Origin of the sequence: Mesorhizobium huakuii, from assembly GCF_030160235.1 — a bacterium.
Classification (GTDB): Bacteria; Pseudomonadota; Alphaproteobacteria; order Rhizobiales; family Rhizobiaceae; genus Mesorhizobium; species Mesorhizobium huakuii.
On the sequence record NZ_BSNY01000012.1, the window covers coordinates 407,701 to 431,574 of the forward strand.

22 protein-coding genes are annotated in these 23,874 nt (G+C 63.3%); 5 read left to right on the plus strand and 17 right to left on the minus strand.

Annotated elements, in window-relative coordinates:
• The first annotated feature begins 94 nt into the window (after positions 1-94).
• Complete coding sequence (locus tag QQK95_RS06675; RefSeq protein WP_284270146.1) at positions 95-1,444, plus strand: LLM class flavin-dependent oxidoreductase; 1,350 nt, start codon at positions 95-97, stop codon at positions 1,442-1,444.
• Between the two features lie 72 nt (positions 1,445-1,516).
• Here the strand turns inward: QQK95_RS06675 and QQK95_RS06680 are convergent, their stop codons facing one another.
• The 16 genes from QQK95_RS06680 to QQK95_RS06755 form a co-directional block, all read right to left on the minus strand.
• Positions 1,517-3,226 (minus strand): APC family permease, encoded by a 1,710-nt coding sequence (locus QQK95_RS06680; RefSeq protein WP_284270148.1) that lies wholly within the window; start codon positions 3,224-3,226, stop codon positions 1,517-1,519.
• A gap of 254 nt (positions 3,227-3,480) precedes the next feature.
• A complete protein-coding gene (locus QQK95_RS06685; protein ID WP_284270150.1) occupies positions 3,481-5,850 on the minus strand; it encodes a DUF1989 domain-containing protein in 2,370 nt (789 codons plus the stop codon).
• A gap of 140 nt (positions 5,851-5,990) precedes the next feature.
• Entirely contained in the window at positions 5,991-6,614 is a 624-nt protein-coding gene (locus tag QQK95_RS06690; protein ID WP_284270152.1) for a sarcosine oxidase subunit gamma, read from the minus strand.
• Complete coding sequence (locus QQK95_RS06695; RefSeq protein WP_284270154.1) at positions 6,607-9,588, minus strand: sarcosine oxidase subunit alpha; 2,982 nt, start codon at positions 9,586-9,588, stop codon at positions 6,607-6,609. The genes QQK95_RS06690 and QQK95_RS06695 overlap by 8 nt, the downstream gene beginning before the upstream one ends.
• Positions 9,588-9,863: a sarcosine oxidase subunit delta gene (locus QQK95_RS06700; RefSeq protein WP_202355427.1), complete on the minus strand. Its 276-nt coding sequence runs from the start codon at positions 9,861-9,863 to the stop codon at positions 9,588-9,590. The genes QQK95_RS06695 and QQK95_RS06700 overlap by 1 nt, the downstream gene beginning before the upstream one ends.
• A gap of 16 nt (positions 9,864-9,879) precedes the next feature.
• On the minus strand, positions 9,880-11,133 hold the full coding sequence (locus QQK95_RS06705; protein WP_284270160.1) for a sarcosine oxidase subunit beta family protein: 1,254 nt from the start codon (positions 11,131-11,133) through the stop codon (positions 9,880-9,882).
• A gap of 36 nt (positions 11,134-11,169) precedes the next feature.
• Positions 11,170-12,477, minus strand: a complete 1,308-nt coding sequence (gene glnT / locus QQK95_RS06710; RefSeq protein WP_284270161.1) for a type III glutamate--ammonia ligase — start codon at positions 12,475-12,477, stop codon at positions 11,170-11,172.
• An 89-nt stretch (positions 12,478-12,566) separates the two neighbouring features.
• Positions 12,567-13,895, minus strand: a complete 1,329-nt coding sequence (locus tag QQK95_RS06715; protein ID WP_284270163.1) for an FMN-binding glutamate synthase family protein — start codon at positions 13,893-13,895, stop codon at positions 12,567-12,569.
• A 6-nt stretch (positions 13,896-13,901) separates the two neighbouring features.
• Entirely contained in the window at positions 13,902-14,633 is a 732-nt protein-coding gene (locus QQK95_RS06720; protein WP_284270164.1) for a GXGXG domain-containing protein, read from the minus strand.
• 4 nt (positions 14,634-14,637) lie between these two features.
• A complete protein-coding gene (locus QQK95_RS06725) occupies positions 14,638-15,534 on the minus strand; it encodes a class II glutamine amidotransferase (RefSeq protein ID WP_284270166.1) in 897 nt (298 codons plus the stop codon).
• Between the two features lie 85 nt (positions 15,535-15,619).
• The gene (locus tag QQK95_RS06730; protein WP_284270167.1) at positions 15,620-15,949 is read right to left on the minus strand and encodes a hypothetical protein; all 330 of its coding nucleotides are present in this window, start codon (positions 15,947-15,949) and stop codon (positions 15,620-15,622) included.
• A complete protein-coding gene (locus QQK95_RS06735) occupies positions 15,946-16,635 on the minus strand; it encodes a hypothetical protein (protein ID WP_284270169.1) in 690 nt (229 codons plus the stop codon). The genes QQK95_RS06730 and QQK95_RS06735 overlap by 4 nt, the downstream gene beginning before the upstream one ends.
• Positions 16,636-16,680: 45 nt before the next feature.
• Complete coding sequence (locus QQK95_RS06740; RefSeq protein WP_095771136.1) at positions 16,681-18,078, minus strand: APC family permease; 1,398 nt, start codon at positions 18,076-18,078, stop codon at positions 16,681-16,683.
• A gap of 14 nt (positions 18,079-18,092) precedes the next feature.
• On the minus strand, positions 18,093-18,254 hold the full coding sequence (locus QQK95_RS06745; protein WP_095198794.1) for a hypothetical protein: 162 nt from the start codon (positions 18,252-18,254) through the stop codon (positions 18,093-18,095).
• A 32-nt stretch (positions 18,255-18,286) separates the two neighbouring features.
• Entirely contained in the window at positions 18,287-18,664 is a 378-nt protein-coding gene (locus tag QQK95_RS06750) for a hypothetical protein (RefSeq protein ID WP_284270178.1), read from the minus strand.
• A gap of 12 nt (positions 18,665-18,676) precedes the next feature.
• Positions 18,677-18,964 (minus strand): hypothetical protein, encoded by a 288-nt coding sequence (locus QQK95_RS06755; RefSeq protein ID WP_284270180.1) that lies wholly within the window; start codon positions 18,962-18,964, stop codon positions 18,677-18,679.
• 286 nt (positions 18,965-19,250) lie between these two features.
• Here QQK95_RS06755 and QQK95_RS06760 point away from each other — a divergent pair, with 286 nt between their 5' ends.
• From QQK95_RS06760 to QQK95_RS06775, 4 genes are all read left to right on the plus strand, one after another.
• The gene (locus tag QQK95_RS06760; protein WP_183457244.1) at positions 19,251-20,384 is read left to right on the plus strand and encodes an aminomethyltransferase family protein; all 1,134 of its coding nucleotides are present in this window, start codon (positions 19,251-19,253) and stop codon (positions 20,382-20,384) included.
• 39 nt (positions 20,385-20,423) lie between these two features.
• On the plus strand, positions 20,424-21,020 hold the full coding sequence (locus tag QQK95_RS06765) for a dimethylamine monooxygenase subunit DmmA family protein (protein WP_284270184.1): 597 nt from the start codon (positions 20,424-20,426) through the stop codon (positions 21,018-21,020).
• The gene (locus QQK95_RS06770; RefSeq protein ID WP_284270185.1) at positions 21,017-21,982 is read left to right on the plus strand and encodes a PDR/VanB family oxidoreductase; all 966 of its coding nucleotides are present in this window, start codon (positions 21,017-21,019) and stop codon (positions 21,980-21,982) included. The genes QQK95_RS06765 and QQK95_RS06770 overlap by 4 nt, the downstream gene beginning before the upstream one ends.
• Before the next feature lie 91 nt (positions 21,983-22,073).
• A complete protein-coding gene (locus QQK95_RS06775) occupies positions 22,074-23,114 on the plus strand; it encodes a heme-dependent oxidative N-demethylase family protein (protein WP_202355413.1) in 1,041 nt (346 codons plus the stop codon).
• Here QQK95_RS06775 and QQK95_RS06780 read toward each other — a convergent pair.
• Entirely contained in the window at positions 23,111-23,824 is a 714-nt protein-coding gene (locus QQK95_RS06780; RefSeq protein WP_064983208.1) for a helix-turn-helix domain-containing protein, read from the minus strand. The genes QQK95_RS06775 and QQK95_RS06780 overlap by 4 nt on opposite strands.
• Positions 23,825-23,874: the final 50 nt, after the last annotated feature.

Consider the following 23,874-nt stretch of genomic DNA (forward strand, 5'->3'; position numbering starts at 1 on the left):
TTTGCAAAACAGAATTCCTTCCCAGGGCCGCAAAGCGGTTCCATGCTGAGCGACACCGGAGCGGCAATGCTCGTCCTCATCAGGGTGTCTTTCCATGACAGAAAAACGGCAATTGCGGCTTGGCGCCTTCATGCGCCCGGTCAGCTTGCACACCGGCGCCTGGCGCTATCCCGGCGCCTATCCCGACGCCAACTTCAACTTCGCGCATCTGAAGAGCTTCGCGCAGACGCTGGAGGCAGCGAAATTCGATGCCTTCTTCATGGCCGACCATCTGGCCGTGCTCAACATGCCGATCGAGGCGTTGCGTCGCAGCCACACGGTGACCTCGTTCGAGCCGTTCACGCTGCTGTCGGCGCTCGCCGCCGTCACCGACCATATAGGGCTGGTCGCCACCGCGTCGACGACCTTCGACTCGCCCTATCACATCGCCCGCCGCTTCGCGTCGCTCGACCATATCAGCGGCGGGCGCGCCGGCTGGAACATCGTCACCACGTCCAACCCCGACGCGGCGCTCAATTTCGGGCTGGACGAACATGTCGAGCATGACGAGCGCTATCACCGGGCGCGGGAATTCTACGACGTCGTGACCGGCCTGTGGGACAGTTTTGCCGACGATGCCTTCATCCGCGATGCCGAAAGCGGGCTCTATTTCGATCCCGCCAAATTGCATGTGCTGGACCACAAGGGCGAGCACCTCTCCGTGCGCGGGCCGCTCAACATAGCCCGCCCGGTGCAGGGCTGGCCTGTCATCGTCCAGGCCGGCGCCTCGGAGGCCGGGCGGCAGCTGGCGGCCGAGACGGCTGAGGTGATTTTCGCCGCCCATGGGGATCTTGCCGCCGGGCAGCGCTTCTTTGCCGACGTGAAGGGCAGGGCACAAAAAATCGGCCGCTCCCGCGACGACATCAAGATCCTGCCTGGCGCCTTCGTCATTGTCGGCGACAGCGTCGAGGAGGCGCGGGCCAAGCGGGCGAAGCTCGATAGCCTGGTCTACTACGAGAGTGGCATTGCCTCATTGTCGATCGCTCTTGGACATGACGCGTCGGCCTTTGACCCCGATGCCGCGCTGCCGGACATACCGGAGACCAATGCCTCAAAGAGCAGCCGCGAGCGCGTCATTGAACTGGCCTGGAATGAAAACCTGACGGTGCGCCAGCTCGCCCAGAGGCTCGGCGGTTATTCAGGCCTTGCCTTCGTCGGCACGCCGCAAACCATTGCCGACGAGATGGAGGAATGGCTGGTTACAGAGGGATCGGACGGTTTCAACATCATGTTTCCCTATCTGCCCGCCGGGCTCGACGATTTCGTCGAGAAGGTGGTGCCCGAGCTGCAGCGGCGCGGCATCTTCAGGCAGCAGTATGAGGGATCGACGCTGCGCGAGAATCTAGGCCTGAAGCGACCGCCCAACCGGTTCTTCGAGAAGACCACAATCCGCAAAGCTGGTTGATGTGGGGTCCCGGCTTGTGGCCAAAAACATAGGGCGCGCCGAAGCGCGCCCTTTGTCTGACAAGTCGGCCTGTCAGATTACGAATATCCAGTTCGCGATCAGCATCACCGCCACGCCGGCGACCAGCGTCAGATAGGGCAGCATGCCGGCTTTCTTCACCGCGAGGTCCGCTCCTGTCATGCCGAGATCGGCCAGCATGTGGTCGGGAAACTTGCCCTTGTCCTGGATGTAGTGGCGGAAGCAGAACACCGGGATGATCAGCGCCGCGGTGATCAGCCCGGCCCACAATGCCATCGGGTTCCACACCTTGGCGCCGGCACCCATGAAGATGGCGTTGACATAGGCGAAGATCGCCCCGATGCCGAGAAGCCAGGTCGGCGCCTTCCACGGCCGCGCGATATGGCCGTTGTCGATGCGGTGGATCCAGCCGGCATTGAGGTTGAGAAAGTTGAAGATGATGTAGCCGCAGTTCGACACGGCGAGGATGAAGAAGAAGCTCGTCGCATCGGCCGAGGCGATCGCCAGCACGATCAGGTTGAAGCAGAGGTCGGTCCACATGGCCCGCGTCGGCGCGCCATGTTCGTTGACGTGGCTGAGATAGCGCGGCAGCCAGCCGTCGACCGAGCCCTGGTAGAGCGTGCGCGAGGAGCCGGCCATCGCCGTCATGATGCACAGCACCAGCGCCAGGATCATCAGCATCACCAAGAGGCTATGGATAATCTTGCCGCCGCCGACCATGCCGGCCAGCGCGTCCGCCACGCCGGAGCCGTCGACGATCGGTGTCGCCAGCATGCCGTTCAAGCCCAGCACGCCCTGGAAGGTGAAGGGCACCAGGATGAACAGAAGCATGCAAAGCAGGCCGGAATAGAAGATGGCCTTGAACGTGTCGGTGCCGGGGTTCTTGAACTCGGAGGTGTAGCAGACGGCGGTCTCGAAACCGTAGGTCGACCAGGCGGCGATGAACATGCCGCCGAGCACCAACGTCCAGCCGGCGATGTTCCAGGCGCCCGGGTCCGGCGCATAGGCGGCGGCCAGGGGCACCAGCGGCGAGAAATTGGCCCAGTTGATCTGCCCGGTGAAGATCGGCACGACGCCGACGATCAGCATCGGGATGATGACCAGCAGGCCGATATATTTCTGCACATTGGCCGTACCGAGGATGCCGCGATGCTGGATCGAGAAGATGATCAGCATCAGCACTGCGCCGATAAAGAAGGTGGCGTTGAGCGTGAAGGAAACCGGGCCCAGCGTGTGGCTGTACAGCGTCCAGTTGCGGATCGCCGGTGTCGCGGCCGCCGTCACCGCCGTGATGGCGTCAGCGGGCGCCGTTCCGGCATGCGCCGCGATATAGGCGACGACTTCTGCCGAGGTCTCGGTGAACAGCGGCACCGGGGCCAGTGCGTTGAGGATATAGGCGGCGGCGATAGAGCAGCCGAGCGACAGCACCGGCGACCAGGCGAACCAGTTGCACCACACCGACAACGGCGCGATGAACTTGGAATAGCGCAGCCAGGCGGTGGCGCCGTAGATCGAGGCGCCGCCCGACTTGTTCGGGAACAGGCCGGCGATCTCGGCATAGGTGAAGGACTGCAGGAAACCCATGATCATGGACACCGTCCAGATCAGGAAGGCCAGCGTCCCGGTCGTGCCGGCGATGCCGCCGATCGAAAACAGGACCAGCGCCGGAACGCCGCTCGCCACCCAGAAGGCGCCGCGCCAGTCGATATGCCTCAGCAGCTTGCTTTCGGCAGGCTGCTCGAGGGCCGTGCTTATGGTGCTCATGTCAGTGACTTCCCCTTTTTCTCGTGTTCCCCGCCAGCGATGCCTCGGCTTTGCGAAGCTTGCTCCCCGGCATATGACTTTACGACTCCGGTGTTTCCACTCAGTCGTATTTTTTTCTTAGGAGTGAAGATTGATCCGGCGCGCTTTCACGTCAAGCGTTTTGTGACGCCGTGCACATCACGCTTGCGCGCGCACGCTACAATACGCCTCGCGGCACAACTGACACGCGGTTTTGCCTGTCCGAAAGGCAGCGTTTAGGAGCGCGGTCTGGTCTTCTGCGGATCGTAATGGGCAAAGGCGACGACGCGCGCCGGCAGCCGCTTGGCATGGCCGTCGAGCTTGCCGATCTCGACCTCCGTGCCGATGGCCGCGTGGGTGACGTCGAGCCTGGCCAGCGCGATGTTCTTGCCAAGCACCGGCGAACGCATGCCCGAGGTGACGACGCCGATCTGGGCGCGGCCGACATGGACGCAATCGCCATGGCCGACCGCGACATTGCTGTCGATGTCGAGCCCGACCAGTTTGTTCTGCGGGTTCTCCTTGCGCCGGATCAGCGCCTCGCGGCCGATGAAATCGTCGGTCTTGCTCTTCAGCGGCACGGTGAAACCGATGCCGGCCTCGAACGGATCTGTCTGGTCGGAGAACTCGTAGCCCGCGAAGATCAGCCCAGCCTCGATGCGCACCATGTCGAGCGCCTGCAGGCCCATGGGTTTCAGCCCATGTGGCTGGCCGGCTTCCCAAATGGCGTCGAACACTTTTTCGGCGTCGCGCGGATGGCACCAGATCTCATAGCCGAGTTCACCGGTATAGCCGGTGCGCGAGACGACGACAGGAATGCCGTTGCCGCCGCCGATGCGGGCGACGGCGAAGCGGAACCATTCGAGTTCATCGATCGACGGCTGCAGCGGCGAGGTCCAGATCACTTCTCTCAGGATGTCACGGCTCTTTGGCCCCTGCACGGCGACATTGTGCATCTGGTCTGTGGAGGAGCGCACCAGGACATTAAGCCCAAGCTTCTTGGCGGTCTCGCGCAGGCATTCGCCGGAAAGATCGTCGCCGCCGACCCAGCGGAAATTATCCTTGCCGAGCCGCAGCAGCGTGCCGTCGTCGATCATGCCGCCATGCTCGTAGCACATGGCGGAGTAGACGACCTGACCGACGCCGAGTTTTTTCACGTCGCGGGTCAGCGTGTATTGCAGCAGCGCTTCGGAATCCGGGCCGGTGACCTCGAATTTTCTGAGCGGCGACAGGTCCATGATCACCGCGTCCTGCCGGCAGGCCCAATATTCGGCGATGGGGCCTTCCTTGGCGAAGGAGTTGGCCAGCCAGTAGCCCCTGTACTCCGAGAAGTTGCGGGTGTGCTTGGCAAAGCTCGAATGAAAGGATGTCTCGCGGGTCATTTTCGGTTCCGAATCGGGCGTCATGCGTCTGGCGATCGCTCGCGAGAATTTGTGCTGGCCGGAATAGGTCCGCACATGGATGTCGGTCAGGTCCCAGCCATTGGCCGGCGTCGTGTCGTCGGGGCAGGCGGAGGAGACGCAGACGATGTCGGTCAGCGCCCTGAGCAGCACATAATCGCCGGGTCGCGACCACGGCTCGTCGGACACCATCACGCCATGCGCATCGATCGCCGTGTTGAAGAAGAAGTTGATCGCCATCCAGCCCGCGCGCGGATTGACGCCCTTGCCGGCCAGCGCGCCGTTGAAATTCTCAGAGCAGTTGGTGTGGCCGGGATAGCCGATGTCGTCGTAATATTTGGCGGCACAGGCGAGCGCGAAAGCATCATGCCGGCCGCATGTGTCCTGCACCACCTCGACCAGCGGCTCCATATCCTGGTCGTAATATTTGGAATGCAGGCCGGGCACGGGATAGCTCGATCCCATCAGCGTGCGGGTCGTCGTCACATCGAGCGGATGGTCGAGCCCCTTGTCCAGCTTGCGCGCCGAAAAGCACTGGAAGTCGGTGCATTGACGCCCATCGACATCGATGATCTGCAGATAGTCGCCGGCTTTGACGAAGTAGGATTCCGCCGTCGCTGAATGGACACGCAGATCAAGCACCGGATCGGCGAGAGGATCGGCCAACTGCGATTTTGTCTTCAGGCGGATCGTGGCGCGGCGCACGATGACGGTGAGCGGCGTCGCCGTGTCATGGCCGTCGACCAGCATCGGGCCGCCGGGGGCAGCGATGACCATCGAGCCATCACGCGCGACGGTGAATGCTTGTTCCGTACCGGCAGGTGTGGTCGCGCCGAACACGCGCACAGCCTTGGCCTGGTCGAGCTGCACCTGCCGGCGCGCAATACCGCGCCGCAACGCGCCGATACTGTCGTCGCCCTCGGACAACAACGCCTTGATGCCGGCGGCATTGCTGTTGGATTTCTCGCCGAAGATGGCGGGATCGGTCGCCCCTGACTTGTCCCACGCCACCAGCTCGCAGGCCTGGCCGCCTTCGACATTGCGCACAGTGATCGTGTCGCCGGCCTCGACCTCGATCAGTACCGCGCCATTGCCCTGGATCGTATAGCGCTCCATCCCCGGCGGCAGCGCGATCTGGCCGGGCCTCAGGATGAGGCTCGGGCGCGGCGGTCCGGCTGTGACTGCGGGGTAGGGCGACTGGCTCATCTCAGCCTTGCGGTTCGAGAAACAAGTTTGCCTGTGTGTGAAATTATTTTAGCAGCAAGAATAGCAGCGCGGTGGCGTTTGGCAAGGCGGACCGCCTTTCTTCCTTCTCCCACAAGGCGAGAGGGAAGGGCGTGCATGCGCTACGTCAGTTCCTCTGAATGCGCGATCGCCACGCCGTACTCCGCAGCCGAATCCAGCATCGTGTGCCACAGGCTCTCCGCGAACGTCGCAAATACCAGGACGTTGAGCACAGCCTGCCCATCTCGATCATTCCCGCGCCATAGCGTGACGCTGGTGTGATCCATCGAGGTCGCGGCGGCTGCGCCGACAGCGAACGCACCGGGATGCAGATCGATCGACGACAGCTTGGCCAACATCGCCCGGGCCTTGGCGCCGGAGATGCTGATCAGCGCGCGCGCATGGGATTGCTCGGACAGTGAACCAGAGGCCGCGAAGGTTGGAACAAGCCAGTCCATCGCATGCTTGCCGTTCTTCGCCAGGATAAAAAACTGATCCGGTCCCGACCAGATCAGCGTGGCATCCGCCGTATGCACCGCCTTCGGTGTTTCCGGAGCGGCGACGCCGAAGCGTGTCTTCGCGACGGTGGCCATGTCGACCGCCTTGCCGCGCCGCGCCATCACCTGGACGAGGTCGAAATTGCGGATCTCGGTCAGCGTCACGCCGGCATCGCCATGCGCACCATACGGCCCCGCCAAGAGCGCCCGATCGAGCGGGCTGCGAACATCCCAGGAAAACTCAGCCACGCTGGCGCCCTCCATCCGGATCATAGAAGACGGGATTGCAGAGTTCGACGTCATAGTCCTCGCCGCGTATCGGGTCATGCGCATGGACAATCTCGCCGATGCGTTCGCGGCCGCGCTCGACAAGTGCCAGCCCGATCCACTGGTCTGATGCCGGCGAGAAGCAGACCGAGGTGACATAGCCCTGGTCGTTGCCTGGCCCGGGCGTCTGCCCCTTCGGGATGATGTGCGCGCCGGAGCGCAGGCGGCGTGCCTTGTCGGTAGGCTTGATGCCAACAACGACCTGCCGGTCCGGCGCGACCAGCGCCTCGCGACCGGCCATGACGCGGCCGATGAAATCTTTCTTGGTCGACATCATCTTGTCGAGGCCAAGATCGGCGGCCGTCGTCGTGCCGCTCAGTTCCGGTCCGGCTATGTGGCCCTTTTCAATGCGCATCACGCCGAGCGCCTCGGTGCCGTAAGGCGTGACGCCAAACGATTTGCCGGCCAGCATCAGGTTGCGCGCCATCGCCTCGCCGTAGCGTGCCGGCACCGAAATCTCGAATGCCATCTCGCCGGAGAAGGAGATGCGGAACAGCCGCGCCTTGATGCCGCCGCGAAGTGCGACTTCGCGCGCGCCCATGAACGGAAAACCTTCGTTGGAAAGGTCCTCCGTGGGATCGACGATCTCCTTCAGCAGATCGCGGGTCTTCGGCCCGGCGATCGAGAACTGCGCCCACTGGTCGGAGACGGAGGTCAGTTGCACGTCGAGTTCGGGAAACAGCACCTGCCGGCAGAATTCGAGATGCTGCATCACCAAACCGGCCTTGGCCGTTGTGGTGGTCAGGAAATAATGGTCCTCGGCTAGCCGTGATGTCGTGCCGTCATCATAGACGATGCCGTCTTCCCGCAGCATCAGCCCGTAGCGCGCCTTGCCGACGGCGAGGTTGGAGAAGGTGTTGATGTAGACGCGGTCCAGGAAGGCGCCGGCATCCGGGCCATGCACGTCGATCTTGCCGAGCGTCGAGACATCGCAGAAGCCGACGCCGCTTCGCACCGCCTTGACCTCCCGCGTCACCGATTCCAGCCAGTCCTTCTCGCCCGCGCGGGGGTACCACTGCGCCCGCTTCCAGAGTCCTGTGTCAACGAAAACAGCGCCCTGTTCGGCGGCCCAGTGATGCGACGGCGTCAGCCGCGTCGCATGGAACGTCTCGTCGCGATGATGGCCGGCAAAGGCGCCTATAGCGACCGGCACGTAGGGAGGCCGGTAGATGGTGGTGCCGGTCTCAGGGATGGAGCGGCCACTCACCGCGGCCATGATGGCGAGGCCGGCGACATTCGACGTTTTGCCCTGGTCGGTCGCCATGCCGAGCGTCGTGTAGCGCTTCAGATGCTCGACCGATTCAAAACCTTCGCGCTGCGCCAGTTCGATGTCGGAGGCGGTGACATCGTGCTGGTAGTCGACGAAGGCCTTGCCCTTGCCGGCGACGTGCCAGAGCGGCGTCACCGAAAAAGCCTCGTCGTCGGCGACAGGCGCGGTGCCGGCCTTGCCGCCATGTCCGGCATCGTGTGCCGCTGCGGCGCCGGCGGCGAAGCCCTGGCTCAGGCAGGCGCCGAGGCCAAAATCGCCATTGGCGGCACCCGCAGCGACCATGCCGGGAGGCGCGCCGTCGGGCACGAAGGCAGCGATGTCGTCGCGCCATTTCGGCCGGCCGCGATGATAGGAGGTCAGCCCGACCGCCGGGTTCCAGCCGCCGGAAACGGCGAGCCCGTCGGCCTCGACTTCGGCGCGCGCGCCGCCGGTGAGCGACACCGCGATTTTCCTAACACCATCCTTGCCGCCGTCGACGCCGCTGACGGCGCCGTGCAGCACCGTGAAGCCATTCTTGGAGGCCAGCGAACGATGCGCCGACGATATATCAGGCCGCGCGTCGATCACCGCCGCAATCTGCAGTCCGGCACCGAGTGCGGTCTCGACCGTGCGCCAGCCATCCTCATTGTTGGTGAACAGCGCGATGCGTTTTGCGGGAGCGGCTGCATAGCGCCCGACATAGGTCCGCATCGCCGAAGCCATCATCACGCCGGGCGTGTCGTTGCCGGCAAAGACGATCGGCCGCTCCAGCGCGCCCGCCGCGACCACACAGCGCTTGGCCACGATGCGCCACAGCCGCTGGCGCACCTGATGCTCGGGCGGCGAGGGCAGATGGTCGTTGACCCGCTCCAGCGCGCCATAGGTGCCGCCGTCATAGACGCCGAACAGCGTCGTGCGGTTCATGATGCGGACATCGGGCATTGCCGCCAGCTCAGCCAGTGTCCGCAACAGCCATTCGGCTGCCGGCAGGCCATCGATCGTGCCGCCGTCCGACAGCAGGCGGCCGCCGAACGCAAAATCCTCTTCGCACAGGATGACGCGGGCGCCGCTGCGGCCGGCGGCGAGCGCCGCGGCAAGGCCGGCTGGGCCGGAGCCGGCGACCAGCACATCGCAATGCGCCCAGGCCTTGTCGTAGTGATCGGGGTCGGCAACACCGGCGGCTCGGCCAAGACCAGCGGCGCGGCGGATCGCCGGCTCGTAGATCGCCTCCCAGAATTTCGCCGGCCACATGAAGGTCTTGTAGTAGAAGCCGGCGACGAAGATCGGTGCGAACAGCTGGTTCACCGACATCACATCGAAGCGCAGCGAGGGCCAGCGGTTCTGGCTGGCGGCCTCGAGGCCTTCATAGAGCTCGGCCGTCGTCGCCTTGGTGTTCGGCTCGCGCCGGGAACCGCTGCGCAGTTCGACCAATGCGTTGGGTTCTTCCGAGCCTGCGGTCAGGATGCCGCGCGGGCGATGATATTTGAACGAGCGGCCGACCAGCTTGACGCCATTGGCAACCAGCGCCGACGCCAGCGTGTCGCCCTGGAAGCCGGAAAAGCTCTTGCCGTCGAAGCGGAAGCTGAGCGGCGCCGAGCGGTCGATGAGGCCGCCATTGCCGAGCCGGTTTGTCTGCGCCACGGCCATCACGCGCCAACCTTTGCCGCGCCGGCGCCCGCTGCCGGTTCGACAGCCGAAATCTCATGCGTCAGCGTGTTGCGGGTAACCTTCAGCCAGGCCCGGCAGCCGCCGCCATGGTACCAGTTCTCACTCATCACGCCGGCAATGTTGTCGCGCAGATAGACATAGTCGTAGACGGCATCTTCACCTGCATCCGCCGCCGGTCGCACCGGCTTGGCGTCGCCGAGATAGGTGAATTCGCCGAGTTCGCGTTCGCCGCAGAAGGGACAGACAATTCGCATGATTTTCCGGCCGTCCTCAGTGCAGGTTCGGTTGGGCGCCCTGGCCCTTTTCGTCGATCATGGCGCCGGTCCGGAAACGGTCGAGGCGGAACCTTGCGGCCTCCTCATGCGGCGTGTCGCGGGCCAGAAGATGGGCGAAGACGAAGCCTGAGCCGGGCGTCGCCTTGAAGCCGCCATAGCACCAGCCCGCGTTGAGATAGAGGCCGTCGACTGGCGTCTTGTCGATGATCGGCGAGCCGTCCATCGACATGTCCATGATGCCGCCCCACTGGCGCAAGAGCCGCACGCGGCCGATCATCGGCATCAGCGCCATACCGCCCTCGCAGACATCCTCCATCACAGGCAGATTGCCGCGCTGGGCATAGGAATTGTAGCCGTCAATGTCGCCGCCGAAGACAAGGCCGCCCTTGTCGGACTGGCTGACATAGAAATGGCCGGCGCCGAAGGTCATGACGTTGGGGATAAGCGGCTTGATCGCCTCGGAGACGAAGGCCTGCAGCACATGGCTTTCGATCGGCAGGCGCAGGCCCGCCATATCAGCGACGCGCGACGAGGAGCCGGCGACCGCCATGCCGACCTTGCCGGCGCCAATCCGGCCGCGCGAGGTTTCGACACCGGTCACCTTGCCGTTGGCGTCCCTGACAAAGCCGGTCACCTCGCAGTTCTGGATGATGTCGACGCCGAGTCCGCTCGCCGCATGGGCATAACCCCAGACAACGGCATCGTGCCGTGCCGTGCCGCCGCGCCGCTGCAACAATCCGCCTTGCACCGGAAAGCGCGCATTGTCGAAGTTCAGGAACGGCATCATCTTCTTCACTGCCGCGAGGTCGAGCAGTTCGGCGTCGATGCCGTTGATGCGCATGGTGTTGCCGCGCCGCGCATAGGCATCGCGCTGCGCGTCGGAATGGTAGAGGTTGATGACGCCGCGCTGGCTGACCATCGCATTGTAGTTGAGGTCCTGCTCCATCCGCTCCCACAGCTTCATCGACAATTCGTAGAAGCCGGTATTGCCGGGCAGGCCGTAATTGGAGCGGATGATGGTTGTGTTGCGGCCGGCATTGCCGGAGCCGATCCAGCCTTTTTCGAGTACGGCGACGTTCCTGATGCCGTACTCGCTGGCCAGGAACCAGGCGGTGGCCAGGCCATGGCCGCCGCCGCCGATGATCACCACGTCGTAGCGGTCCTTCGGCGTGGCGTCGCGCCAGGTGCGCTGCCAGTTCTTGTGGCCGGAAAGGGCGGCGCGGGCGAGCGAGAAGATCGAGTATTTCATCAGTTCATTCCGAGGTCGCTCGCACCGGCAGGACGGTCATATGTCCAGCGTGTGGTCGCGCTCCCATTGCGTGAAGTGCGAAGCATAGGAATTCCATTCCTGGTGCTTCAGCTTTAGGTAGGCCGACGAGAATTCCTCACCCAGCGCCGCCTTCAGCGATTTGTCCTTGTCGAACTCGCGCAGCGCGTCGAGCAGGTTGAGCGGCAGTTTCGGCGCGCCCTTCACCGTGTGGCCGTGCTGGTACATATCGATGTCGTAGCGCTTGCCGGGATCGGCCTTCGAGCGGATGCCGTCGAGGCCGGCGGCAATAATCACCGCCTGCAACAGATAGGGATTTGCGGCACCATCGGGCAGGCGCAGCTCGAAGCGGCCGGGGCCGGGCACGCGCACCATGTGGGTGCGGTTGTTGCCGGTCCAGGTCACCGTGTTTGGCGCCCAGGTCGCGCCCGAAATCGTGCGCGGCGCGTTGATGCGCTTGTAGGAATTGACCGTCGGGTTGGTGATCGCGGCAAGCGCGGAGGCATGCTTCATGATGCCGCCGAGGAAGTTCTTGCCCTTGGCCGACAGGCCGAGCTCCATCGAATTGTCGGCGAAGACATTGGTCTTGCCCGCCTTGTCCCACACCGAGATGTGGGCATGGCAGCCATTGCCGGTCAGGCCCTGGAAGGGTTTCGGCATGAAGGTGGCCCGCAGGCCGTGCTTCTCGGCCACCGACTTGACCATGAATTTGAAGAAGGAGTGCTTGTCGGCGGTGGCGAGCACGTCGTCGAAGGCCCAGTTCATCTCGAACTGGCCGTTGGCGTCCTCATGGTCGTTCTGGTAGGGACCCCACCCGAGTTCCAGCATGTGGTCGCAGATCTCGGCAATGACGTCGTAGCGCCGCATCACCGCCTGCTGGTCGTAGCAGGGTTTCGAGGCCGTATCGTATTGGTCTGATATGACGCTGCCGTCCGGCGAGATCAGGAAGAACTCGGCCTCGACGCCAGTCTTGACATGCATGCCGTCAGTGGCTGCCTCTGCGATCAGCCGCCTCAGCGTGTTGCGCGGCGTCTGGTCGACTTCCTTGTCTTCCATGATGCAGTTGGCGGCGACCCAGGCCACCTCCTTTTTCCATGGCAACTGGATGACCGAGTCCGGATCCGGCACGGCCAGCATGTCGGGATGCGCCGGTGTCAGATCAAGCCAAGTGGCGAAACCGGCAAAGCCGGCGCCGTCCTTCTGCATGTCTGATATCGCCTGCGCCGGCACCAGCTTGGCACGCTGGCCACCGAACAGGTCGGTGTAGGAAATCATGAAATATTTGACGCCGGTCTTTTTGGCGAAAGCGGCGAGATCGTTCCCCATTATAGTTCCTCGCTTATGTCTTTGGATGCTGTTCCTCGTTCGAGCATGATCTCTTCCGAAAACCGGATTCCACTTTTCGGGATCATGCTCTAAAAGCCGTTCTTCCCCGGTATCCAGTTGGTGCCGGCCAGCGGCACGCCGGCCATGGCGGCGGCTTCGATCGTCAGGGCGACGAGATCCTCGGGTTCGAGATTGTGCAGACTGTTCTTGCCGCAGGCGCGCGCAATCGTCTGCGCCTCGAGCGTCATCACCTTGAGATAGTTGGCCAGCCGTCGTCCCGCCGCGATCGGATCGACCCGCTTCATCAGCTCCGGGTCCTGCGTGGTGATGCCGGCGGGGTCGCGCCCCTCATGCCAGTCATCGTAGGCGCCGGCCGTGGTGCCGAGTTCGTTATACTCCGCCTCCCAGCGGGGATCGTTGTCGCCGAGCGCGACGAGAGCCGCCGTGCCGATCGAAACCGCGTCGACGCCGAGCGCCAGCGCCTTGGCGACATCGGCGCCGTTGCGGATGCCGCCGGAGACGATCAGCTGCACCTTGCGGTGCATGCCGAGATCCTGCAGCGCCTGCACCGCCGGCCTGATGCAGGCGAGCGTCGGCTGGCCGACATTCTCGATGAACACTTCCTGCGTTGCCGCCGTGCCGCCCTGCATGCCGTCGACGACAACGACATCGGCGCCGGCCTTCACCGCGAGCGCAGTGTCGTAATAGGGGCGGGCGCCGCCGACCTTGACGTAGATCGGCTTTTCCCAGTCGGTGATCTCGCGCAGTTCGAGGATCTTGATCTCGAGATCGTCCGGCCCGGTCCAGTCGGGGTGACGCGAAGCCGAACGCTGGTCGATACCTTTCGGCAGCGTGCGCATCTCGGCGACGCGGTCGGAGATCTTCTGGCCGAGCAGCATACCGCCGCCGCCGGGCTTGGCGCCTTGGCCGACGACGACCTCGATCGCATCGGCACGGCGCAGGTCGCGCAGATTCATGCCGTAGCGCGAGGGCAGGTACTGATAGACCAGCGTTTTCGAATGGCCGCGCTCTTCCTCGGTCATGCCGCCATCGCCCGTCGTGGTCGAGGTGCCCGCCAGTGTCGCGCCGCGCCCGAGCGCCTCCTTGGCGGGGCCGGAGAGCGAACCGAAGCTCATGCCGGCTATGGTGATCGGGATCTTCAATTCGATCGGCTTCTTGGCATGGCGCGAACCGAGCACGACTGATGTGTCGCAGCGCTCGCGATAGCCTTCCAGCGGATAGCGCGAGATCGAGGCGCCAAGGAACAGAAGGTCGTCGAAATGCGGCAGCTTGCGCTTGGCGCCGGCGCCCCTGATGTCATAGATGCCGGTCGCCGCGGCACGGCGGATTTCCGACAGTGTGTAGTCGTCGAAGGTCGCGGATTTGCGCGGCGTCGTCGGCGGGTTGCGATAAGTCATGCTGCCTCAATACGCATCGGCGTTGTCGATATTGAAATTGTAGAGCGTGCGCGCCGAACCGTAGCGCTTGAACTCCGACGGCTTGACGCCGGTGACGCCGGCACGGTCGAGCAGGCCCTGCAGCAATTCCAGGTGCTCGGGTCGCATCTCCTTGGCGATGCAGTCGGCGCCCAGGCTGTCGACCTTGCCGCGTACGAACAGCCGCGCCTCGTAGATGGAGTCGCCCAGCGCATCGCCGGCATCGCCCAGCACCACCAGATTGCCGGACTGGGCCATGAAAGCCGACATATGGCCGATATTGCCGTGCACGACGATGTCGATGCCTTTCATCGAAATGCCGCAACGCGACGAGGCATTGCCCTCGATGACCAGCAGCCCGCCCTTGCCGGTGGCGCCGGCATACTGGCTGGCGTCGCCTTTCACGATGATAGAGCCCGACATCATGTTCTCGCCGACGCCGGGGCCGGCCGAGCCATGCACGGTGATGGTGCTGCCGGAATTCATGCCGCCGCAATAATAGCCAACGCTGCCGCGCACATCGATGGTGACGGGCTGGTCGACGCCGACGGCGACCGAATGGCTGCCCTTCGGATGCAGCACTTCCCACGCCGTTTCGTTGGAACCAGGCGTCAGAGCGTGCAGCGCCTGATTGAGCTCGCGCAGCGACGACACATCGAGATCGAAGATCCGGGAGGCGTGGTCGTGGGTCGCGGCCTTTGAAAGTTTGGTTGCCGGCATGAACTCAATGCTCCCAGAAATAGACGGTTGCGGGTTCCGGTTCCCAGACCCTCGCATTGTCTATGCCGGGCAGTTTGGTCAGCGCGCGATACTCCGAGCCGAAGGCGACATACTGGTCGGTCTCGGCCATGACGGCGGGCTTGCAGGCGATCGGGTCGCGCACCACGCCAAAACCGTTCTTGGTGCCGACGACGAAGGTGAAGAAGCCGTCGAGGTCCGAAAGCGTGCCTTCCAGCGCCTCGCCGAGATTCTTGCCATGCGCCATCTGTGAGGAGAGATAGGCGGCCGCGACCTCGGTATCGTTCTCGGTCTCGAACTTCATGCCCTCGCGGATCAGCTCGCGGCGGACATTGTTGTGGTTGGAGAGCGAGCCATTGTGCACCAGGCACTGGTCGGCGCCGGTCGAGAAGGGGTGCGCGCCCATCGTCGTCACCGCCGATTCCGTTGCCATGCGGGTGTGGCCGATGCCATGCGTGCCGGTCATCTTGCGGACGTCGAAGCGATCGACCACCGCTTCCGGCAGGCCGACCTCCTTGTAGATCTCGACGACGTCGCCGGCGCCCATGATGCGGATGTCGGGGCGAAGTGCCTGGATGGCCTCGCGCGCTTCGTCGATCTTGGCCGGCGTTGTCCGCACGACGGCGTGGGTCGACTTCACGGCAATGCTAACCGGCGCGCCGATGGCCTTGGCAAGCTCGGTGTCGAGGTCGCGAAAATCGCGCGCGGGCTTCGCCGACTGGATCGTGATCTTGGCTTCATTCTTGGAGGGCGCGCCATAGATGGCAATGCCTGCACTGTCGGGGCCGCGATCGCTGAGCGATACCAGCATCTCCGACAGCATCGCGCCGAGCTGCGGCTCCAGCGACTTGTCTTTCAAAAACAGTCCGACAATTCCACACATGTCAGCCTCCCGGCGTTTGTAGCTAGAAGATGATGTATCGAATGAGTCCCGCAAATTCAATCATATGAAAAAAATTTTCCTCTAGTTACGCATGTGGCGCGATGCCGCCATGCGAGTTATCGCTGCCCTGCGCGGCATTGTGAACCCACCGGGCATGGCGGATGCGGGCGAGCTTGTAGGCGTCCAAGATGGATAGCGCATAGATCAGGAAGCCGCCGGCGTGACGGCCGATGAAGCTGGCGTCGGACGGCGCGATCTTGGCGGTCACCCATGCCAGGATCACCATGAAGAAAAGGAACTGCAGCCCGCGCACCGGCACGCCCAGAATGACATGGCCGCTTGCGGGCAGCACGATTGACGCGCCGAGGACGAGATAAGGGCTCACCGGCGCCGGCTGCGTGTTCGAACTGGTCATGCGGCTTGCCGTTCGCTTTTGTTGATGGCGTCGCGCAGCGCCGAGAGGGAGGTGAGCAACCGCTCGATCAGCGCCGGATCGATCTGCGCCTCGCCGAACGCGGCCTGCCGGAAAACGCCGTAGCGCGCCCGTTCGGCCTCGGCCAGCAGCCAGACGATGCGCACGCCGTTTGGCGTGATCAGCAGCTCCTTGGCGCGCCCTTCCGAAAAGGGTTCCAGATGATCGGCGATGATGCCTTGCGGGAACCGCGTACCGCGGCGGTCGGTTCGCAGCACCGCTTCGAGCGGAAATCCCGGAGCCTTGGGCAGCGTATGCTGGAGATGGTCGAAATTGGAGAAGGTCGTCGGCGAGCCCGGCCGCATCATCATGTCGAAGGTCGCGGGGACGGCGACCTTTTCGGTGATGGAAACGCTGAGCCAGCGGGCCGGCAGTTTTCGCGTCGCCAGCGTGTCGACGATGGTGCGCAACTGAACGCGCTGGCCGTTCCACGAGCCTTCCCAGGTGACGACGCCGGCGGTGCCGTCCGAAATATCGGCGGCGTCGGCGATGACGGTGCGGATGCGGGCCTCGTCGACGGCGAGCGCCGCCAATGCCCTGTTGCGGCTGCGCCGCGCCAGCCATGCCAGATGGAGAGTGAGAGCCAGGACGATGGCCCCGACAAGCAGTGCTGATGTCGCTTCGGACATTTTGTCATGTCCGGCCCGCCGAGGATCGGGGCGGGCCGTCTCCCATCAATAGCCCTGCGGTTTCGGCCACGGCATGGTGAACTGGTCGCCGCGCCGCACGAATTTGTAGCGGTAGAAATGGAACCACAGCGAGATCAGGAAATAGAAGATGGTCATCGCGATCAGCTGCGAACCGAAACCGAGGAAGATGGCGAAGAACGTCACCACGCAAAGGCAGAACAGCACGATCGCCGGCAGCGGATGGAACGGATGCGTGTAGCCGCGGCGGATGGTGCCGAGCGGCCACTTCTTGCGGAACATCATGATGTTGATGCTCATGAAGGTGTATTGCAGCACGCCCGACAGGATCGAGAAGGTGATCGCCTGGTTGAGGTCGGCAATGAAGGCGAAGGCGAGCGCGATCGGCAGCAGGAACAGGATCGAGCGGTAGGGCGTGCGGTATTTCGGATGCACCGCCGAGAACCAGCTCGGCAGGTAACGGTCGCGGCCAAGCGAGAACCAAGCGCGCGCCGCATCGTTGATGCAGCCATTGGCGGAGGCCAGCGCCGCCAGCAGCGTGGCGATGAACAGGAGGTTCTCCAGCAGCGGGCTGCCGGTCAGCTTGCCGGCGTCCCACAGCGGATAATAGGTGATACCGAGATATTCCCATGGCATCAGCGAGGCGCAGACATACCAGGTCATCGCGGCGGCGATCAAAAGCGTGATCATGCCGGCCATCGTGCCATAGGGCAGGGAGCGGGCAGGCGAACGCACTTCCTCGGCTGCCTGCGTGGTGCCTTCGATGCCGAGATAGTACCAGATGCCGAACTGGAAGGCGGCGATGACGCCGATCCAGCCATAGGGCAGCGCATTGCCGGGCGTCACCAGCTCGTTGAGCTTCAGCACTGCGCCTTGCGTCCACGGGCTGACCGAGAAGAACAGGATGACGATGGAGATATAGGCGATTGCCGTGATGACGAAGTTGACGTTGAGCGTCATCAGCACGCCGCGATAGTTGAGCCATGCCAGCACCACGATGGTGGCGGCGATGAAGGAATTGTGTGTTAGCCCCTCGACGCCGGCCTTGGCGACGATGGTGTCGCCAAGCAGGATGGCGTCCGAGACTTCGAGCATCGTGTAGGCGAAGACCAGGAACAGCGCGACGTTGAAGGCCATCAGCGGCCCGACAATGTGCTTGGCCTGCGCGTACTGGCCGCCGGCGGCGGCCACCGTCGAGGTCACCTCGGAATCGATCATGGCGACCGAGGTATAAAGCAGCCCGACGATCCAGCAGACGATCAGCGCTGCCAGCGCGCCGCCCTTGTCGGCGGAAAAATTCCAGCCGGTGAATTCGCCGACCAGAACGATGCCGACGCCGAGCGCCCAGACGTGGGCCGGGCCGAGCACCCGCAGCAGTGAAACCCTGTCGCCGTGAATTGCCGGTTCAAGTACGGTCGTCGTCATTGTTCGGTCCCCACTCAAATCCGGTGTTTCTCGGAAACGGCTTCAAGCTCGCCTTCGCGTGACGAGGTCAGGACGTCTTCGGAATAAGTCGTGTCGACCTTGAACCAGTCGTAGAGCATCCACAGCGCGAGCACGACCGAGATGCCCCAGCATGCGTAAGAGAGTGAAATCCACATGGTGCGTCCCCGATTGCCTGTCTTCGGAACTCTTATTTGTCGTCGAACTTCTCGCTGATGACGTCGCGATATTCGCGGTCGGATGCGCGGAACAGGAAGACGAAATAACCGATCAGCACCGCCGCCATGATGATCAGCGTCGGCCAGTCGATGACATAGTGGAAGCGGTTCTGGATGACGTCATGCGCGGTCTCGGGCGTATAGCCGAGCTTCTCCCAGATCGCCGCCATGGTCGGGTTCTGGCCAAGCGCTTCCCAGGTCTTGGCATCGAGCGCGTCGATGGATTTGGCTGCTCCGGCAAGGCCGAGCTTCAACGGCAGCCACAGCGCCACGAAGATGGCGACAACGACGACGACGATATCGAAAACCTGGCCGGCCTTGCTCTGCTCCGGCGGCGTATAGCGGGACATTTCTTGTACCCCTCAGGACTGGCGGTTGCGGGATGCGTCGGCGTTCTTGATATCGAGGCCGTAGATGAAGTCCTTGTCTTCCTTGTAGTGCTTGACCATCGCCAGGATCGCGGCTGTGTTGAAGATCAGCACGGCGGCGGCGGCAATCGCCACGACAGCCCTGATGCCGGCGTGCGGAATGTATGGCCATGTCATGAAGAGGACGAAGAGGATCGTCGCCCACAGGCAGATGATCAGCAGCGCGGATCCGCGCAAATCGGAACGGTACAGCGCCTCGATGCGCTGCTGCAGGTCTGACATCGGTTTGTCCCCTTTTTTCGACGCCCGGTTCCGAATCCACCGCGCGTCGCCCTCTTTCAAGAGAGTGAAATTTTTTTCATAAATTCAGACCGTTTACCGCAATTGTCAAGACGAATTTACGCTGAGTTAACCATTTGCTCCGGGCGGTCAATTTTGCCTGACAATGAAATTATTTGCTTTCAGGGGATTGCGGCCCTCTCGCGTTTGCGGTCAATATTCAACTCAAAGCTCCGGCCACTGCGCCAAGGAGCAGGGAACAGTGGATTTTTGAACGGAGGACGAGCGGATGACGGCATCCTGGAGATTTTCGACCCTGGCGGATCGCCATCGCGCGCTGGGTTCGAAGCTCGAAGACTGGAGCGGCATGGGAACCGCCTGGACCTACGACAAGGATGCTGACGAAGAATACATCGCGATCCGCACCAAGGCGGGGCTGATGGATGTGTCGGGTCTGAAGAAGGTGCACATCACCGGACCGCACGCCTCGCATCTCATCGATCTCGCCACCACGCGCGACGTGGAAAAGATCTACCCCGGCAAGTCGGCCTATGCCTGCATGCTGAACGAGGCGGGAAAATTCACCGACGACTGCATCCTCTACCGCACCGGCCCGAACAGCTGGATGGTCGTGCATGGTTCGGGCACCGGCCATGAGGAATTGCAGCGCGCCGCGATGGGCCGCGATGTCTCGCTGCGCTTCGACGACAATCTGCACGATCTGTCGCTGCAGGGGCCGACATCGGTCGACTATCTCGCCAAGCATGTGCCGGGGATTCGCGACCTCAACTATTTCCACCACATGCAGACCCAGCTCTTCGGGTTCCCCGTCATGATCTCGCGCACCGGCTACACCGGCGAGCGCGGCTACGAGATCTTCTGCCGTGGCCAGGATGCCGGCACGATCTGGGACAGGATCCTCGACGAGGGCAAGAGCGCCGGCATCATTCCGTGCCGCTTCACCACGCTCGACATGCTGCGGGTCGAAAGCTATCTGCTGTTCTACCCCTACGATAACTCCCAGAAATATCCGTTCGAGAATGAAGGCCCCGGCGACACGTTGTGGGAGCTCGGCCTCGATTTCACCGTCAGCCCCGGCAAGACCGGATTCCGCGGCGCGGAGGAACACTACCGCCTGAAGGGCAAGGAGCGTTTCAAGATCTATGGTGTGCTGCTCGACGGCAAGGAGCCAGCCGACGAAGGCGCGCCGGTCTATCGCGACGGCAAAAAGGTCGGCGTGGTGACCTGCGCCATGTATTCGCCGCTGGTCAAAAAATCGATGGGCATCGCCCGTCTCGACGTCGACTGCGCTGTCAAGGACACCAAGCTCGAAATCCGCAACAAGAGCGGATCGATCAAGGCGACGGCGCAGCCCTTGCCGTTCGACGATCCGAAAAAGACCAAGCGCACCGCCAAGGGTTGAGGCATCATCAGCAGCGAGGGATTAAGGCACTAAGAGAGAATGGCAGCCAAGACGATCATCAGCCGGCCCATTTACGGAACCCTGTCTCCGCAGCCCGGCAAACATCATCTTTTCATCGCCGATGCGGAAGGCGCGCTGGCGATCGTTGATATGGCAAAGATGGCTCCGCCCGGTTTCTTCGGCGGCGCCGAAATCGTCTTCATCCCGGGCCTCGACGGCAAGCATGTCGCCGCCCTCGAAGCGCTGAAGCCGGCGCAGTTTCATCTCGCGCCATCCTTTGCCAGCCTGTTGCCGAGGCTGAAGCAGACGCTGGGCAATGCCCATATGGGCCTGCGCCTATACCTCGCCGGCACCGAGGGCCTGATTGGCCAGGCCATGCAGGTGGCGCTCGAAGCCGGCATCGACCACACCTCCATGCAGACGGAGCATCGCGGCTCGCTGGCGCGGCGCATGCAGTGCGTGCACTGCAAGGGCATCACTGAAAACGTCACGACACAGCCTGCGACCTGCTCGCACTGCGGCCTGCTGCTTCTGGTACGCGATCATTATTCCAGGCGCCTCGCCGCGTTCCAGGGTGTCTGCATCAATGCCGAGGATCGCTCGGAGATTCCTCCAACCGAGGAGGCCTTTCCATGAGCACCGGCACCACCAAGCTCGATGTCGTCGTCAGCGATGTCGTCCCGGTCAACGAACTGGTCACCCGCTTCCATTTCCGCCGCCGCGACGGCGAGCTGCTGCCGACCTTTTCCGGCGGCGCCCATGTCGTGGTCGAGATGCGCGACGGCGACCGCACCCGGCTCAACCCGTATTCGCTGATGGGCTCGCCGCTCGACACGCGTGAATACACGATCTCGGTGCGCCGCGACGATGTCGGCCGCGGCGGCTCGCTGTTCATGCACCGGTCCGTCAAGCCGGGCCTGGAGATGGTGATCAGCTACCCCGTCAATTTGTTCTCGCTCGATCTGAGGGCGAAGAAGCACTTGATGCTGGCCGGCGGCATCGGCATCACGCCCTTCATGGCGCAGACGGCGCAACTGGCGGGAGAGGGCGGCAATTTCGAACTGCACTACACCTGCCGCACCGCGTCGCTCGCCACTTATGCCGACGTGCTGCGGGAGCGTTACGACAGGCGCATCAGGCTCTACCATGACGACCGTGACGAGCGCATCGACCTCGACCGGCTGCTGTCGACGCAGCCGCTCGGTACGCATCTTTATGTCTGCGGCCCTGCCGGCATGATCAATTGGGTGCGCGACCGCGCGACCGCCTTGGGCTGGCCGTCGGAAGCCGTGCATTTCGAGCATTTCGCGGCACCCCAGCCCGGCCTGCCTTTCGACGTGACGCTGGCGGTCAGCGGCAAGACGATCCGCGTCGGCGAGCAGCAGAGCCTGCTCGAAGCCATCGAGGCGGCCGGCGTCGATCCGCCCTATCTCTGCCGCGGCGGCGTCTGCGGCCAGTGCGAGACCAACGTCATCTCTTACGATGGCAAATTCATCCACAACGACCACTGGCTGAGCGAGGAAGACCATCGCTCCGGCTGCAAGATCATGCCGTGCGTGTCGCGCTTCGAGGGTCGGTCGCTGGTGCTGGAGCGGTGAAGCATTTTGCAGCCAAGTGGATACACTTGGCGTCGCAGAAATGCGGCTGAAACAAATAGATAGAGCGGGCAGCCCGCTCTAGGAGGAAATCATGGGCATCACCTTTCGCAAGGAAACGTTCCGCGACGATTTCACCTTCAGGAACAGCCCGGAGCACATCAGGCGGTTCCCGTTCCCGTTCCATGAAGACGCCTACATGTATGCGGTCAACATCGAGCCGCATGTCGTCGGGCCGAAGGGCAGCGTGCTGGAGAACCTGATCGACGTCGACGAGCACTATGTCGCCGAGATGCAGGACCGCGCTTTGGTGCTGGCCGAGGACCCGCTGCGCTGCCAGTCGCTGCCGCATATGACGCTGGCCGGCTGGGATCTGCTCGAACTCTTGATGGAACAGCAGGCGCTTGGCTATCCCGAGCATTTCACGCTGACGCGTGACGGCGACCGCTGGCGCTGGATCAACCGGCCGCTCGGCATCGACGACACTTTCACCTTCGGCGACACCTCGACCCTGCCTTACGGTCCGATGGAATACATCACCCGCCAGAGCCAGGGCGATTTCTGCATCCTCGACCAGCGCGACGGCAATCTGTGGATGGACGCCGGCATGGTCACCACCCAGGCCGACTGGTCGCTCGATTTCGACATCGGGATGAATTTTTTCGAGTGGCACGCGCCGGTGCCGCTGGCGCATGAGAAGGGGATTTTCACCAGGGCGTTGAAATTCCTCACCAACATCCAGCAGGGCAAGCCGGCACGGCGTCTCAACTGGACGATGACCATCAATCCGCGCCTCGATACCAGCCCGGAAAATTACCACAAATGGGGGCCGGACCGGACGACCGTGACGCCCGAGAATGTCGGCGACAAGGTGCATCTGCGCGTCGAGCTGCAGAGCTTCTGGCGACTGCCTCGCTCCAATGGCATCGTCTTCCCGATCCGCTGCTATCTGATCAAGATGGACGAGTTGGTCACCCAGCCGAAATGGGCGCGGCGTCTGCACCGCGTCATCCGCGACCTGCCCGAGGAACTCGCCACCTACAAGGGCCTGACACGGTACCGGCCGACACTGGTCGAATGGCTGTCGAAGCTGGACGACGGCAGTCCGACCAGCCCGGGGTTCGGGCCTGACTAACCCGCGCTGTTCTGCGGATAGCAGATGATCGAGAGATACCGCATTGGCAGTTTCGTCAGCTGCTCCGGCCCATGCGGTGCGTCGGCGTCGAAGAACAGGCTGTCGCCTGGCTTCATCGGGTAGAGGTTGCTGCCGTGCCGGTAAACGACTTCGCCCTCGAGCATGTAGAGGAACTCCATGCCCTCATGCTGGAAAGTCGGGAACACGTCCGAATCCTCGGTCAGTGTGATCAGGTAGGGTTCGACGACGACACCGCTGGTGTTCGACCCAATATGGCCGAGCAGATTATACTGGTGGCCGGCGCGCGTGCCGCGGCGCTCGACATCCAGCCCTTCGCCGGCCTTGACGAAGACAGCGCTGCGCTCTTCCTCGAAGCGGCGGAAGAAGGCGGTGACGGGAACGCCGAGCGCCCGCGACAGCGCCTGCAGCGTGGTCAGCGACGGAGAGGTTATGCCGTTCTCGATCTTCGACAGCATGCCCAGCGAAATGTCGGTGGCGACGGCGAGATCGGCGACGGTGATGCCGAGCTTCTTGCGGAACGCCCGCACCTCGCGGCCGATCGCCACCTCCAGCACCTTCTCGCGTGTATCGCGGATGGCATGCGGGTTTTGCGTCAGCGGTGCGCGGATGGTCTTGCCGTCCGCCGAGACCTTTGGCTGGGGCTTCGGCTTGGCGCCGGCAAGGCCGGCCTTGGAACTGTCTTTCGCCATGTCGCCCCCGGACTTCGCGGATTTATTTCACTCAAGGTGAACATGTCACG

Excerpts from the sequence above, each read along its gene's own strand:
- QQK95_RS06675 (WP_284270146.1), top strand. The coding sequence starts at position 95 with ATGACAGAAAAACGGCAATTGCGGCTTGGCGCCTTCATGCGCCCGGTC.
- QQK95_RS06680 (WP_284270148.1), bottom strand. The coding sequence starts at position 3,226 with ATGAGCACCATAAGCACGGCCCTCGAGCAGCCTGCCGAAAGCAAGCTG.
- QQK95_RS06685 (WP_284270150.1), bottom strand. The coding sequence starts at position 5,850 with ATGAGCCAGTCGCCCTACCCCGCAGTCACAGCCGGACCGCCGCGCCCG.
- QQK95_RS06695 (WP_284270154.1), bottom strand. The coding sequence starts at position 9,588 with ATGGCCGTGGCGCAGACAAACCGGCTCGGCAATGGCGGCCTCATCGAC.
- QQK95_RS06700 (WP_202355427.1), bottom strand. The coding sequence starts at position 9,863 with ATGCGAATTGTCTGTCCCTTCTGCGGCGAACGCGAACTCGGCGAATTC.
- QQK95_RS06705 (WP_284270160.1), bottom strand. The coding sequence starts at position 11,133 with ATGAAATACTCGATCTTCTCGCTCGCCCGCGCCGCCCTTTCCGGCCAC.
- glnT (WP_284270161.1), bottom strand. The coding sequence starts at position 12,477 with ATGGGGAACGATCTCGCCGCTTTCGCCAAAAAGACCGGCGTCAAATAT.
- QQK95_RS06715 (WP_284270163.1), bottom strand. The coding sequence starts at position 13,895 with ATGACTTATCGCAACCCGCCGACGACGCCGCGCAAATCCGCGACCTTC.
- QQK95_RS06720 (WP_284270164.1), bottom strand. The coding sequence starts at position 14,633 with ATGCCGGCAACCAAACTTTCAAAGGCCGCGACCCACGACCACGCCTCC.
- QQK95_RS06725 (WP_284270166.1), bottom strand. The coding sequence starts at position 15,534 with ATGTGTGGAATTGTCGGACTGTTTTTGAAAGACAAGTCGCTGGAGCCG.
- QQK95_RS06730 (WP_284270167.1), bottom strand. The coding sequence starts at position 15,949 with ATGACCAGTTCGAACACGCAGCCGGCGCCGGTGAGCCCTTATCTCGTC.
- QQK95_RS06735 (WP_284270169.1), bottom strand. The coding sequence starts at position 16,635 with ATGTCCGAAGCGACATCAGCACTGCTTGTCGGGGCCATCGTCCTGGCT.
- QQK95_RS06740 (WP_095771136.1), bottom strand. The coding sequence starts at position 18,078 with ATGACGACGACCGTACTTGAACCGGCAATTCACGGCGACAGGGTTTCA.
- QQK95_RS06745 (WP_095198794.1), bottom strand. The coding sequence starts at position 18,254 with ATGTGGATTTCACTCTCTTACGCATGCTGGGGCATCTCGGTCGTGCTC.
- QQK95_RS06750 (WP_284270178.1), bottom strand. The coding sequence starts at position 18,664 with ATGTCCCGCTATACGCCGCCGGAGCAGAGCAAGGCCGGCCAGGTTTTC.
- QQK95_RS06755 (WP_284270180.1), bottom strand. The coding sequence starts at position 18,964 with ATGTCAGACCTGCAGCAGCGCATCGAGGCGCTGTACCGTTCCGATTTG.
- QQK95_RS06760 (WP_183457244.1), top strand. The coding sequence starts at position 19,251 with ATGACGGCATCCTGGAGATTTTCGACCCTGGCGGATCGCCATCGCGCG.
- QQK95_RS06765 (WP_284270184.1), top strand. The coding sequence starts at position 20,424 with ATGGCAGCCAAGACGATCATCAGCCGGCCCATTTACGGAACCCTGTCT.
- QQK95_RS06770 (WP_284270185.1), top strand. The coding sequence starts at position 21,017 with ATGAGCACCGGCACCACCAAGCTCGATGTCGTCGTCAGCGATGTCGTC.
- QQK95_RS06775 (WP_202355413.1), top strand. The coding sequence starts at position 22,074 with ATGGGCATCACCTTTCGCAAGGAAACGTTCCGCGACGATTTCACCTTC.
- QQK95_RS06780 (WP_064983208.1), bottom strand. The coding sequence starts at position 23,824 with ATGGCGAAAGACAGTTCCAAGGCCGGCCTTGCCGGCGCCAAGCCGAAG.